Raw genomic sequence first — 12,226 nt, 5'->3', positions numbered from 1 at the left:
CCCGCGACATCCGCTCGCGCACGAGAGAGGGTCGGGCCACCGCAGCGACCCGACCCTCGACGTCGTCTCTGGAGACTACTGAGCGTTGCCGAAGAAGATCGGCTCGTCGCCCAGGATGTACTCGACACCCCAGACGCCACCGGCGGCGCCTTCAGCAGGGATCTCGATGATGACGTTGCCGGTGCCGCTCGCGTCGGTGTAGAGCTCGGCGACATCCGAGAGCTGGCCGTCCATGACGACGAAGCCGCCTTCGTACGACTGGCCCGCGGGGCTCACGTACGTGAACCGCAGCTCGAACGGGGTGCCGGAATCTTCACCGAGGTACGTCACCGTCACCGGCAGGATCGCGTACACGTTGCCGGGCGCAGGGTCGGGGTTGAACTCGTTCGCCGCCTTCACATCGGCGGTCGCGTCGAGGTTCGGGGCCGCTGCAGTGACCTCCCAGACCGCACCTTCGAAGGTGTCGATGACCACGGTCGAGCCGAACGGTGCCGGGTTGTCACGAGCGCCAGGCCCATCGTTGGCGGGCGCCTCTTCCGCGGGTGCTTCCGCGGGGTCATCGCCTTCCTCGATGATGGCCGGCGCGTCGATGCCGGCCTCGTCGACGGCGGCGACGAACGCGGCCGTGTACACGAGCGCCATCACGATCGAGAGGAGCAGCGCCAGGCCCGACAGGCTCGCTCCGATGATCGCGGGCAGCTTCGACTTGTTCTTCAGGAACAGGCCGATCACGCCGAGCACGAGGCCGACGAAGGCGAGGAATCCACCGAACCCGCCGATGATCGGAATGAACGCGAGCAGCAGGCCGATGCCACCGAGCACGATCGCGGCGATGCCGAGGCCGTTCGTCGTCGACGGCGCGGGGGTCGGTGCCCCTGGCTGGGATGCCGCGTACTGCGGCTGCCCGGCGACGGGCAACGTGCCGTACGGCTGCCCGCTCGGCGATGCGCCGTACGGTGCGGTCGGCTGTGATGCGGCGGGTTCCGGCTGCTGCCCCGGAACTGGCGGAATTGAAGACATCCGTTCACCTTGGCAGAGCCGAGGAGGCGCTTCGTACCACGGCACTCCCCCAGTATTGGGGGTCGGCCGACGGTCTCATAGGATGACCGGATGCCCCTCTTCGACCACCTCGGCATCAGCGTCGACGACCTGCCCCGCTCGATCGCACAGTTCGACCCCGTGATGCAGGCGCTCGGCTGCACGCGACAAGATGCCGACAACGGCGTCTCTTGGTACAAGGGCGAGGAGGAGCTCATCCTCTTCCCCGCGCGGGAGTCGGGCACCGGCCCGCACGAACACGGAACGGTCGGCTGGCAGCACCTCGCCTTCCCCGTCGAGTCGCGCGCCGAGGTCGATCGCCTGCACGAGATCGCGATCGGCGCCGGCTGGACGGCGGTGCGCGAGCCGAAGGTGTTCACGAGGTTCAACGACCGCTACTACGCGTCCTTCGTCGAGGAAGACAACGGCATCCGCTTCGAGTTCATGCACAACCCGCCCCGGGAAACGGCCGCAGCAGACTGACCCCGTCTCCGACGCCGCGACACTCGCGTTTTCACGAGCGGCGCGGCGTCCACCCCGATGGCAGCGGGCCGTCGATCGCCGCGCGCTCCAGGTCTGCCTCCGCGGACCAGCCCTGCGCGGCATCCGTCGCATCGAACCCGCCGCGCGCGACACGGAACCCGACGTCTTCGTGGTGCATGCGCGGAGCGCCGCCGCGCCGCGTCGATGCCCTGACGCTCCAGGCGTCGTCGGCGAACCCGCCTCCGCGGAACACGCGGTAGGCGTCGTAGCGGGCAGGGTCGAGCAGGTCCCAGCACCACTCCCACACGTTGCCGAGGGTGTCGAAGAGTCCGTTGAGGTTCGGATGCTTCCCGCCGACGTCTTGCGGCGCGGTCACGCCGTCGGCGCTCGCCCAGGCGATCTCGTCGAGCGGGCCGTAGTGCGGGCGCGTCGACCCCGCCCGGCACGCGAACTCCCACTCCGCCTCGGTCGGCAGGCGGTACCCGTCGGCGTCGATGTGCCACGTGACATCCTCGCCGTCGAAGGTGTAGGCGGGGTCGAGCCCCTCCCATTCGGATGCCGCATTGCAGAACCTGATCGCACGCAGCCAACTCACGCCCGTGGCGGGCCGGCGGGGATGCGTCGCAGTTTCACCGATCATCTCGGCGAGCTGCTCCTGCGTCACCGGGTACACCCCGATCTCGAACGGCTCGAGGTCGACGCTCCACCGCACCTTGCGGCGCGCGTCGTGGAGGGTGACCGTGCCGGCCCCGATGCGCGCGAGCTCGATATCCGTCACCGAGGCAGTCTCGCACGCTCCGGCGACGGCGTCAGTCGTGTGACTACGGTTCGATCAGGCCTTCGTGCGCCCACCGATCGACGATGCGTCGCGCCCGGGCAGCATCGGCACCCGCCATTCGCTGAAGCAGCGGGCGCACGACATCGGCGACGAGCGGATCGACGAGTTCTCGCGTGCCAGCCGACCGCAGGAATTGCTCGAAGCGGGTGAAGTCGCTGACGAGCAGCGACGGTACCTGCCCCTGGAGCAGCACGACCGCGGCGAGCCGGCGCTCGTACACCGGCTCAGCCCACAGCTCCGACGCGAGCGCGGTGACCTCGTCATGTGTCAGATCCGGATGCCGCCGGTGGGCGTCACGCACGGCTCCCCGCACCGCTCCCACTGATGCGCCATAGAACTTGAGGCTGTCGCCGATTCGATCGGCCTCCGCCTGCGCTCGCGTTTCGGAGCCCTCGGCTTGAAGCGTTCGGTCGATGAACTCGGCCGGTTCCGTCATGCTTCAATTCTCCTCTTCGATGACCCGGTGGGCTCGACACGAATGCCGCCGACCCGGTGCCAGTCCCGTATGCGAATCGTTCAGTGGGTACGGCGGTTGAGCGTCGCGACGCGGTATCCCTGCGGTCTGTGCGTCGTCGACGACGACCTCGGCCCCGCACGCCGGTCCGCAAGCGGAGCCCTCAGCGGGCATCTCGCCGTCGGGCAACAACCGCTGCCTGGGACCGCTGGCCGGCAGCCTTCCTGACGTGGGATTCGACCACATCGAAGCCGGCTTCCATCAGCTCGTCGCTGAGGGCATCCACAGACCATCGGTATGCAGGCGCGACCGCGTGAGCGAACTGTTCGACTACCGGGCCCTCGAAGAATCCGATGAGCAGCGTGCCATCGGGCCTGAGCACGCGGCTGAAATTCAGGAGGGGAACCCGGATCGTCCCAGGCTCATGGTGGATGAGGGAGTACCAGGACAGAACCCCGCCCGTGGAACCTGTCTCGGCATCGAGGGCGTCGAGACTGCCGACCGTGAAAGGCACATCGGGATACGTGCTGCGGGCGCGCTCGATGAATTTGGGGACCAGATCCACGCCGAGCACAGGAAGCCCTCGTTCGGCGAGGAAGTTCGTCCACTGACCTGGACCGCAACCAGCGTCGATGACGCTGCCCTCGATCCCGCTGGCCCATGTCGACACGAGTTGACGATCTGAAGGGTGCACTGCGCTCATCGACCCGAAGAGGTCGATGTACTCCGCTGCCCGGCGTGAGTACGCGTTGATAACCTCGTCGACCACGCGATCGAGTCTAGGCAGTACTACACAGTCTCGTAGAGCGGGAGTACAGCACATCCGGACTCATCGCACTCCGTGCCCGCGGTGGCGCGGAGCGGGATTGATGAGCGGGAAACCGCCGGCCGGTCGACCTACCAGATCGTGCCGCCGCCGACCGAGATGCCGCCCCAGGTGAGCGCGATGAAGATCCCGGCGAACACGACGGGCGCGATGCCCTTGCCGCTACGCGCGAGCCCCTTGAGGAGGGCGATCACAGCGAGGATTGCGGCGACGATCGAGAGGCCGCCGCCGAGGATCAGCCCGATGAACAGCGGGATGGGCATGAGCACGAGGCCGGCCAGCGCGACCCAGAACGCGGCCCAGGCCGTTGGATTGGAACGGCGTTCAACGGAAGAGGACATGCTTCATTATCTCGTGCCTGCAGCCCGAAGCCTGTGAGACCCGCGCTGCTCGTCTGCGACGACTGGGCATGCGCAAGCCGAGAGAACGCGGTCTTCAGCGAAGGCTGAGTGCGCGATCCCAGCTCTCGAAGCGGCGCTGCGCGACGATCGTGCTGAGCTCCTTGCGCAATTCGGGGTGCTCGGCGTAGAAACGCACCGCACAGTACAGGAGCACCGCGTCCTGCTCGAAGACACCGGCGGTGAACTCCAACGGCTCGGCCCTACCGATGCGGCTGATGCTGACGCGAGAGTGGAGCTGCGTCTCGACGCCGCTGATCGTCTCCCACGGCACCCACCTCACACCTCCGGCGACCAGATACCGCGCCACGCCATGACGACTGAGGGTGAGTCCGACCGGGATCCTGCCGAAAGAGGTGTTCTTGCCGTCGAGCAGGAGTTGGAGCACCCCGGCCCCGATAGGCACGAGGCAGAGCGCGAGCAACGGAACGAACAGGAACAGCCACCAAAGGCCGCCCGCTGCGCCCAGCACGCCCGGCATCGCCAGCCCGAGCAGCACACCGGTGCCGAGCCCCATCACGATCAACCACAGCACGCTCCAGATCCGCACTGGGCGCTCACGGCAGAAGTGCACCCAGTCGTCGACAGGCCGCGCCGTGGCTCGGCCGAGCGTCACAGCGTTGATCAGCACTGGAGGACTCCGACGCACGGCGAAGAGGCCGAATGCGGTAGCCGCCAGCGCGAGCAACCCGAAGAGTACGGCGAGCACGACGCCCCACACCAGCGACCCCGCCGCAGTGAGCAGCGCTGAACCGATGCCGGCCGCCACCGCGGCACCACCCACGGCCCAGATCACCGGAGTCGAGAAGTACTGCGCGTCCGGCAGCCACCCTTCAGGCGCAGGATACGGGAGCGCCTCGGGGACCGGATCGGATTCGTTCGTCAGAAGTCCCAGTCCTCATCCTCGGTGACGACGGCCTTGCCGATGACATACGACGAGCCACTCCCGGAGAAGAAGTCGTGGTTCTCGTCAGCGTTGGGCGACAGCGCCGAGAGGATCGCCGGGTTCACGTCGGTGACGGTCTTCGGGAACATCGGCTCGTAGCCGAGGTTCATGAGGGCCTTGTTGGCGTTGTAGTGCAGGAACTTCTTGACGTCTTCGGTCAGGCCGACGCCGTCGTAGAGGTCTTGCGTGTACTGCACCTCGTTATCGTAGAGCTCGTAGAGCAGCGAGAACGTGTAGTCCTTCAGGTCGTCGCGCTCGGCCTGCGAGAGCTGCTCAAGCCCCTTCTGGAACTTGTAGCCGATGTAGTACCCGTGCACGGCCTCGTCGCGAATGATGAGGCGAATCATGTCGGCCGTGTTGGTGAGCTTCGCCCGCGACGACCAGTACATCGGCAGGTAGAAGCCCGAGTAGAACAGGAAGCTCTCGAGCAGCGTCGAGGCGACCTTGCGCTTCAGTGGTGAGTCACCCTGGTAGTACTCCATGACGATCGCGGCCTTCTTCTGAAGGTTCTCGTTCTCGACCGACCAGCGGAACGCATCGTCGATGTCTTTCGTCGAGCACAGCGTCGAGAAGATCGACGAGTAGCTCTTCGCGTGCACCGACTCCATGAAGGCGATGTTCGTGTAGACGGCCTCTTCGTGGGGCGTGATCGCGTCGGGGATGAGCGAGACCGCACCCACTGTGCCCTGAATCGTGTCGAGCAGGGTCAGACCGGTGAACACGCGCATCGTCAGAATCTGCTCGTCGCGAGTCAGCGTGTTCCACGACTGGATGTCGTTCGACAGCGGAATCTTCTCGGGCAGCCAGAAGTTGTTGACCAGACGGTTCCAGACTTCGAGGTCTTTGTCGTCTTGGATCTTGTTCCAGTTGATCGCGTTGACGTGGCTGACGAGCTTCAGCTTGCCGCCCGTGTGTGCGGGGTCGTTCTGAGCCGAGTTCACTGGATCGGTGAGAGTCATTTCAATCCTTCTGACGGATGTCTCGAGTTGGAGTGATCAGTTTGGAAGCCTGAGGCGGGTCAGAGCATGCAGCTGACGCACTCCTCCAGGTTCGTGCCCTCGAGGGCCATCTGACGCAGGCGGATGTAGTAGATCGTCTTGATCCCCTTCTTCCATGCGTAGATCTGCGCCTTGTTGATGTCGCGGGTCGTCGCCGTGTCTTTGAAGAAGAGCGTGAGCGAGAGGCCCTGGTCGACGTGCTGCGTCGCCGCGGCGTAGGTGTCGATGACCTTCTCGTAGCCGATCTCGTACGCGTCCTGGTAGTACTCGAGGTTGTCGTTCGTCATGAACGCCGCCGGGTAGTAGACGCGACCGAGCTTGCCCTCTTTGCGGATCTCGATCTTCGAGGCGATCGGGTGGATCGATGCCGTCGAGTTGTTGATGTACGAGATCGAACCGGTCGGCGGCACGGCCTGCAAGTTCTGGTTGTAGATGCCGTGCTCCTGCACGGAGGCCTTCAGCTCGAGCCAGTCCTGCTGCGTCGGGATGTGCACGTTCGAGTCGGCGAAGAGCTGCGTGACCTTCGCGGTCTCGGGCACCCACGCGGCATCCGTGTACTTGTCGAAGAACTCACCCGACGCGTACTTCGAGTCGGCGAAGCCGTCGAAGGTCTCGCCGCGCTCCTTCGCGATGTTGTTCGACGCGCGCAGGGCGTGGAACAGCACCGTGTAGAAGTAGATGTTCGTGAAGTCGATGCCCTCTTCGCTGCCGTAGAAGATGCGCTCACGGGCGAGGTAGCCGTGCAGGTTCATCTGGCCGAGGCCGATGGCGTGCGACTTGTCGTTGCCGTCTTCGATCGAACGCACCGAGGCGATGTGGCTCATGTTCGAGACGGCGGTGAGGCCGCGGATGGCGGTGTCGACCGTCTTGCCGAAGTCGGGCGAGTCCATCGTGAGCGCGATGTTCAGCGAACCGAGGTTGCACGAGATGTCTTTGCCGATCTCGTTGTACGAAAGGTCTTCGTTGTACGTCGTCGGCGTGTTGACCTGCAGAATTTCGGAGCAGAGGTTCGACATGTTGATGCGGCCCTTGATGGGGTTCGCCTTGTTCACCGTGTCTTCGAACACGATGTAGGGGTAACCGCTCTCGAACTGGATCTCGGCGAGGGTCTGGAAGAACTCGCGGGCGTTGATCTTCGTCTTCTTGATGCGGGGGTCGTCGACCATCTCGCGGTACTTCTCGGTCACCGAGATGTCGCCGAACGGCTTGCCGTAGACCTTCTCGACGTCGTACGGCGAGAAGAGGTACATGTCTTCGCCGTTCTTGGCGAGCTCGAACGTGATGTCGGGCACGACGACGCCGAGCGAGAGCGTCTTGATGCGGATCTTCTCGTCGGCGTTCTCACGCTTCGTGTCGAGGAACCGCATGATGTCGGGGTGGTGCGCGCTGAGGTACACCGCACCTGCGCCCTGGCGGGCACCGAGCTGGTTGGCGTAGCTGAAGCTGTCTTCGAGGAGCTTCATCACGGGGATGATGCCCGAAGACTGGTTCTCGATCTGCTTGATCGGGGCGCCGGCCTCACGGATGTTGGAGAGCGAGAGCGCCACGCCGCCGCCGCGCTTCGAGAGCTGCAGGGCGGAGTTGATGCCGCGCGAGATCGACTCCATGTTGTCTTCGATGCGCAGCAGGAAGCAGGAGACGAGCTCGCCGCGCTGCGCCTTGCCCGTGTTGAGGAAGGTCGGCGTGGCCGGCTGGAAGCGGCCGCCGATGATCTCTTCGACGAGGTTCACGGCGAGCTTCTCGTCGCCCTGGGCGAGGCCGAGGGCCGTCATGACCACGCGGTCTTCGAAGCGCTCGAGGTAGCGCTTGCCGTCGAACGTCTTCAGCGTGTAGCTCGTGTAGTACTTGAACGCACCGAGGAACGTCTCGAAGCGGAACTTCTTCGAGTACGCGAGGTCGTTGAGCTTGGTGATGAACTCGAACGAGTACTGGTCGAGCACGGCCTGCTCGTAGTACTCCTTCTCGACGAGGTAGTCGAGGCGCTCTTTCAGCGAGTGGAAGAAGACGGTGTTCTGGTTGACGTGCTGCAGGAAGTACTCGCGCGCCGCCTCTTTGTCTTTGTCGAACTGGATCTCGCCGTTCGGACCGTAGAGGTTCAGCATCGCGTTGAGGGAGTGGTAGTCCATGCCACTCGCCACGCGCGGTGCGTCCATGAGCGCTACGCCGTCAGTTGCTGCTGCGTTTGCCAAAATGCGTCCAATCCATCATCGACGGCGCGAACGTCGTCAGGGGTTCCGAATACTTCGAAGCGGTAGAGGTGCGGCACCCCGGTCTTCGCGGCGATGATGTCGCCGGCGAGACCGAAGGCCGACCCGAAGTTGGTGTTGCCGGCGCTGATCACGCCGCGGATGTTCGAGCGGTTGTCGGGATCGTTCAAGAAGCGGATGACCTGCTTCGGCACGGCGCCTTTGCCGTCGCCTCCGCCATAGGTCGGCACGACGAGCACGTAGGGCTCGTCGGCATGCAATGCATCTTCACGAGCGTGCAACGGGATGCGGGCCGCAGGGCGGCCGAGCTTCTCGATGAATCGCTTCGTGTTGCCCGAAACGCTCGAGAAGTAGACCAGATTCGTCATGGTTCGTCCTTCGCGATTGCGTTCCTCACCGGCTCACTCCCCCGAGCTCACCGGCGGCCGCTAAGCGAGTCGTGACGCGAGTTCGTCGATCTTGTCGGGACGGAAACCCGACCAGTGGCCCTCATCGGTGATGACGACCGGAGCCTGCAGGTACCCAAGTTCCTTGACCTGCGCGAGGGCGTTCTCGTCGACAGACAGGTCGAGCACTTCGTACTCGATTCCCTTGCTGTCGAGGGCGCGATACGTCGCGTTGCACTGGACGCAAGAAGGCTTGGTGTAGACCGTAACCGTCATTGTTTTCCCCTCGTTCTCAGGCTCTGGAGGAGCCGTTCCCCCGTGTTGCTATTTCGTACCTCAATACTACATCTAGTGCCCACGGAACTCGACTGCCACAACATGCTGTAGTTACATTCGTGTAGTTATCCACCGGGTTTTCCACCGGTTGTGAACAACGGATGTCGCGGCGATCGGCGTATTTCCGCGGTAGGCCCCGAGGTTATCCACACCCCGTGCGATCGAAATCTCTTGGGCTGTGGACGGATGCCGGGCGTGTCGCGAATCGGAATCCTTGGGGGTGATTCGCGGTGCCGACCCCTACATGTGGTGTTGTAACCCCCATGTTGCCACCACCCACCGACACTCCCGCCGCCGCCGGTCGAGACCTGACGCAACCGCCGGTCGAGTAGCGACGAAGGAGCGTATCGAGACCTGCAACCGCCGGTCGAGTAGCGACGAAGGAGCGTATCGAGACCCCGCACGCCCGCCCGCCCGTCACCGCCCGACGAACTCCACGAGCTCACCGCGCCCGTGCACGCCGAGCTTGCGGTAGATCGACGCGAGGTGCGAGTCGACCGTGCGCACCGAGACGCTGAGTCGCGCCGCCGCAGCCGCCGACGACAGCCCGGCGACGATGAGCCGCGCGATCTCGTTCTCGCGCAGCGTCAGTTCGGCGAGCGGGTCGCCCGGCGCGGTCACGGGCCGGCGTTCCCCGCACGCGGCGAGCTCGGATCGCGCCCCCGCCGCCCAGGCGAACGCCCCCAGCGCGTCGAAGGCGGCGGCGGCCTCGCGCAGCGGACCTCGGGCATCCGCCTTGCGTCGTGCCCGGCGCAGCCGCATGCCGTGGAGCAGCCGCGTGCGTGCCGCCTGGTACGGGTCGATGAGCCGATCGTGTGCGCGCAGCGCGGCCCCGAACGCCGCATCCACCTCTGCCTCGGGCGCGAGCAGCGCCCGGCAGCGCAGCGCGATCGCGTTCGCCGGGTTGTCGGCCGCGTGAATGCGGGATTCGAAGCGCTCGAGCTCACGGCGGAGGCTCGCGACATCCGAATCGCGATACCGCCACCGCGCCTCGAACCAGTCGCCGAACCGCGAGCTGTAGCCGGGTTGCACGATGCCGGCGCGCTCCTCGAGCGCGGCCGCCGCGTCGAGCACGGCGATCGACTCGGTGAGCTCGCCGGCGGTGAGCTTCGCGAGCCCCATGGCGCACCACAGCACGTGCCGGAAGAGCGGCGTCGTGCGCTCGGCGTCGGGCACCGCGAGCTCGCACAGCGCGAGCGCCTCGTCGGTGGCGCCCCTCGCCGCGAGCAACCACGCGTGGCGCAGCTGTATATAGCTGAGCGGCCCGAGAATGCCGGTGTCGATGCAGAGCTGCTCGCACTCCGCGAAGCGGGCGTCGGCGTCATGCCACCGCCCGGTGACGACGTCGACCACCGCCTCGACGGCGAGTGCGGTGGTGCGCGGGCCGACGAGGTTCGTGTGCGCGGCGAGCGCGTCGAAGTGGGCGACGAGGGCGAGGGCGTCGTCGGTGCGTCCGTGCCAGGCGAGCTGCAGGGTGATGAAGGGGAACGCCGCGCTCGCCGTGCCGGGGTCGGCGCGGAGCATCCGTTCGCGCCAGCTGTCGAGGTCGAGCCCCGCGTCGTCGGCGAGCATGACCCGGATGAACTCGTCGACGAGGCTCGGTGCCGCGTCGGTGCGCGAGCGGTCGATCAACCCCGCCGAGTGCGCCCGCTCGAGCACCTGGGCGGCGGCGGCGAACTCGCCGAACACCGCGAGCTCGATCGCGTGCGTCACCACGAGCTCGGCCGCGACCTCGGGTTCGCGAGGAGCGGCTGCGGCGGCGAGCTCGACGCTGCGGTCGTCGCGCGATCGGTCGCCGTCGGTCCAGAAGCCGAGTCGCAGCTTGTCGATCTGCCAGCGGGCCAGCTGCACGGCGTCGTCACTCGACGCCATCATCGCGTCGACGAGGCGCAGCGCGGGGGCGCGGGCGCCGATGTGCGCATAGGCCTCGAAGGCGGCGGCCTGCCACTCGAGCACCTGCGCGCTGTCGGATGCCGCGGCGATCGCCCGCTCCCAGAACTCGGCCGCCTCGGGGTAGGCGAACCGTGCCGCTGCACTCTGGGCGGCGGCATCGAGCGCGGCTGCCACGCGTCGCGGGTCGGCGCCGGGCTCGGCCCACACGTGCAGGGCGCGTCGCTCGACGTCGTCGGCGAAGACGGTCGCGAGCGCCCGGTGCACGGCGGCCTGCTGCGCGTGCGTCGCGGTGCGGATGAGCACGGGCGCGAGCGTCGGATGGCTCGGCTCGAACCGCGCCCCGCGCATCTCGACGAGCCCGAGCCGCTGCGGCCGGTCGAGCGCCGCGGCTTCGAGCCCGAGCAGCGCGAGCATCCGCTCGGCCTCACCGCGGTCGAGCGGCGCGAGGCACACGGCGAGCGCGGCCATCGTCGCCGGCTCGTCGAGTGCCGCGATGCGCGTGGCGTAGAGCCGCTCGAGGCGGTCGCCGGCCGGCAGCACCTCGGGCAACGGCTCTTCGTCGCGCCGCTGCGAGGCGTCGAGTTCGGCGGGCAGCTGCACGAGCGCGAGCGGCAACCCGCGGGCGAGTTCGAGCACCCGGCCGGCCGCCAGGGTGCCGAGGTCGGGGTACCGCTGCCGCAGCAACTCGCGGCTCTGCACATCGTCGAGGGCGGCGAGGGACATCCGTCGATCGAAGGCGTCGGCGACGTCGACGCTGTCACCGACGTCGACCGGTGGACGCGATGCACACACGAGTGAGACCCCGCTGCCGCGCAGCCGCCGCGCGAGGAACACCAGCACCTGCCGCGTCGACTCGTCGACCCAGTGCAGGTCGTCGACGATGAGCACGACCCGCCGCTCGCGCGCGGCGTCCTGGAGCAGCGCCTTGACGCCGACCGCGACGGCGAACTGCTCGTGCGGGGTTGCGACCGCCAGCGCGAGCGCTCCGGCGAGCGCGAGCCGCTGCGGCTCCGCGAGTGCGTCGAGCCGGTCGAGGAGCGGCTCGAGCAGTTGGTGCAGCGCGGCGAACGGCAGGTGCTCCTCGGCGGCATGGCCGCTCGCGGTGAGGAGCAGGGGCGCGTCGGCGCCGGCGGCCGCGCGCTGGCCGGCGCTTTCGCGCTTGCCTTCGTCTTCGCCCGCGCCTGCGCCTGCGCCTGCACCTGTGCCCTCGCCGAGCCGGTCGCGCAGGCGGGCCATCAGCCAGCTCTTGCCCGCGCCCGGCTCGCCGGTGACGAGAATGCTCGGCGCATCGGCCGCCGTGACGGCCTCGACCAGCGAGGCGAGCTCGAGCGACCTGAGGTGCATCTCGGCTCACACTCCCGTAGTCGCTACGGATGACAGACGCCCGCTGGGCTGGTGGCATCAAGCGTAGGGCAACTGCGCC

The 12,226-nt window shown here is 66.9% G+C and carries 12 protein-coding genes; 1 reads left to right on the top strand and 11 read right to left on the bottom strand.

The window, feature by feature from the left end; translation table 11 throughout:
- Positions 1–75 precede the first annotated feature (75 nt).
- Entirely contained in the window at positions 76–1,020 is a 945-nt protein-coding gene (locus AC6CH0_RS08090; RefSeq protein ID WP_498099520.1) for a DUF4190 domain-containing protein, read from the bottom strand.
- Positions 1,021–1,110: 90 nt separating this feature from the next.
- Here AC6CH0_RS08090 and AC6CH0_RS08085 point away from each other — a divergent pair, with 90 nt between their 5' ends.
- A complete protein-coding gene (locus tag AC6CH0_RS08085; RefSeq protein WP_498099518.1) occupies positions 1,111–1,521 on the top strand; it encodes a VOC family protein in 411 nt (136 codons plus the stop codon).
- Positions 1,522–1,552: 31 nt separating this feature from the next.
- Here AC6CH0_RS08085 and AC6CH0_RS08080 read toward each other — a convergent pair whose 3' ends face one another.
- The 10 genes from AC6CH0_RS08080 to AC6CH0_RS08035 form a co-directional block, all read right to left on the bottom strand.
- Positions 1,553–2,299, bottom strand: a complete 747-nt coding sequence (locus tag AC6CH0_RS08080; protein WP_498099516.1) for a formylglycine-generating enzyme family protein — start codon at positions 2,297–2,299, stop codon at positions 1,553–1,555.
- A gap of 43 nt (positions 2,300–2,342) precedes the next feature.
- On the bottom strand, positions 2,343–2,795 hold the full coding sequence (locus AC6CH0_RS08075; protein WP_498099514.1) for a DNA alkylation repair protein: 453 nt from the start codon (positions 2,793–2,795) through the stop codon (positions 2,343–2,345).
- 181 nt (positions 2,796–2,976) lie between these two features.
- Positions 2,977–3,582 (bottom strand): class I SAM-dependent methyltransferase, encoded by a 606-nt coding sequence (locus AC6CH0_RS08070; RefSeq protein ID WP_498099512.1) that lies wholly within the window; start codon positions 3,580–3,582, stop codon positions 2,977–2,979.
- Between the two features lie 128 nt (positions 3,583–3,710).
- Positions 3,711–3,980, bottom strand: a complete 270-nt coding sequence (locus AC6CH0_RS08065; RefSeq protein WP_498099510.1) for a hypothetical protein — start codon at positions 3,978–3,980, stop codon at positions 3,711–3,713.
- Between the two features lie 94 nt (positions 3,981–4,074).
- Positions 4,075–4,833 (bottom strand): hypothetical protein, encoded by a 759-nt coding sequence (locus tag AC6CH0_RS08060; RefSeq protein ID WP_498099508.1) that lies wholly within the window; start codon positions 4,831–4,833, stop codon positions 4,075–4,077.
- 86 nt (positions 4,834–4,919) lie between these two features.
- Positions 4,920–5,942: a class 1b ribonucleoside-diphosphate reductase subunit beta gene (gene nrdF, locus AC6CH0_RS08055; RefSeq protein WP_498099506.1), complete on the bottom strand. Its 1,023-nt coding sequence runs from the start codon at positions 5,940–5,942 to the stop codon at positions 4,920–4,922.
- 59 nt (positions 5,943–6,001) lie between these two features.
- Positions 6,002–8,134: a class 1b ribonucleoside-diphosphate reductase subunit alpha gene (gene nrdE / locus AC6CH0_RS08050; RefSeq protein WP_498099504.1), complete on the bottom strand. Its 2,133-nt coding sequence runs from the start codon at positions 8,132–8,134 to the stop codon at positions 6,002–6,004.
- 5 nt (positions 8,135–8,139) lie between these two features.
- Complete coding sequence (nrdI, locus tag AC6CH0_RS08045; RefSeq protein ID WP_498099502.1) at positions 8,140–8,556, bottom strand: class Ib ribonucleoside-diphosphate reductase assembly flavoprotein NrdI; 417 nt, start codon at positions 8,554–8,556, stop codon at positions 8,140–8,142.
- A gap of 60 nt (positions 8,557–8,616) precedes the next feature.
- A complete protein-coding gene (gene nrdH / locus AC6CH0_RS08040; RefSeq protein ID WP_026481845.1) occupies positions 8,617–8,850 on the bottom strand; it encodes a glutaredoxin-like protein NrdH in 234 nt (77 codons plus the stop codon).
- Between the two features lie 477 nt (positions 8,851–9,327).
- A complete protein-coding gene (locus AC6CH0_RS08035; RefSeq protein WP_498099500.1) occupies positions 9,328–12,147 on the bottom strand; it encodes an AAA family ATPase in 2,820 nt (939 codons plus the stop codon).
- Positions 12,148–12,226: the final 79 nt, after the last annotated feature.

This window comes from Agromyces sp. GQ35 (genome assembly GCF_059758475.1).
The sequence above is the reverse complement of the archived record's forward strand: the minus strand, read 5'-3'. Positions and strand labels throughout refer to the sequence as shown.

What these genes read in the sequence shown, in the direction of transcription:
- nrdH (WP_026481845.1), bottom strand. Translation starts at nt 8,850, where the DNA reads ATGACGGTTACGGTCTACACCAAGCCTTCTTGCGTCCAGTGCAACGCG.
- AC6CH0_RS08065 (WP_498099510.1), bottom strand. Translation starts at nt 3,980, where the DNA reads ATGTCCTCTTCCGTTGAACGCCGTTCCAATCCAACGGCCTGGGCCGCG.
- nrdE (WP_498099504.1), bottom strand. Translation starts at nt 8,134, where the DNA reads ATGGACGCACCGCGCGTGGCGAGTGGCATGGACTACCACTCCCTCAAC.
- AC6CH0_RS08035 (WP_498099500.1), bottom strand. Translation starts at nt 12,147, where the DNA reads ATGCACCTCAGGTCGCTCGAGCTCGCCTCGCTGGTCGAGGCCGTCACG.
- AC6CH0_RS08075 (WP_498099514.1), bottom strand. Translation starts at nt 2,795, where the DNA reads ATGACGGAACCGGCCGAGTTCATCGACCGAACGCTTCAAGCCGAGGGC.
- AC6CH0_RS08090 (WP_498099520.1), bottom strand. Translation starts at nt 1,020, where the DNA reads ATGTCTTCAATTCCGCCAGTTCCGGGGCAGCAGCCGGAACCCGCCGCA.
- nrdF (WP_498099506.1), bottom strand. Translation starts at nt 5,942, where the DNA reads ATGACTCTCACCGATCCAGTGAACTCGGCTCAGAACGACCCCGCACAC.
- nrdI (WP_498099502.1), bottom strand. Translation starts at nt 8,556, where the DNA reads ATGACGAATCTGGTCTACTTCTCGAGCGTTTCGGGCAACACGAAGCGA.
- AC6CH0_RS08085 (WP_498099518.1), top strand. Translation starts at nt 1,111, where the DNA reads ATGCCCCTCTTCGACCACCTCGGCATCAGCGTCGACGACCTGCCCCGC.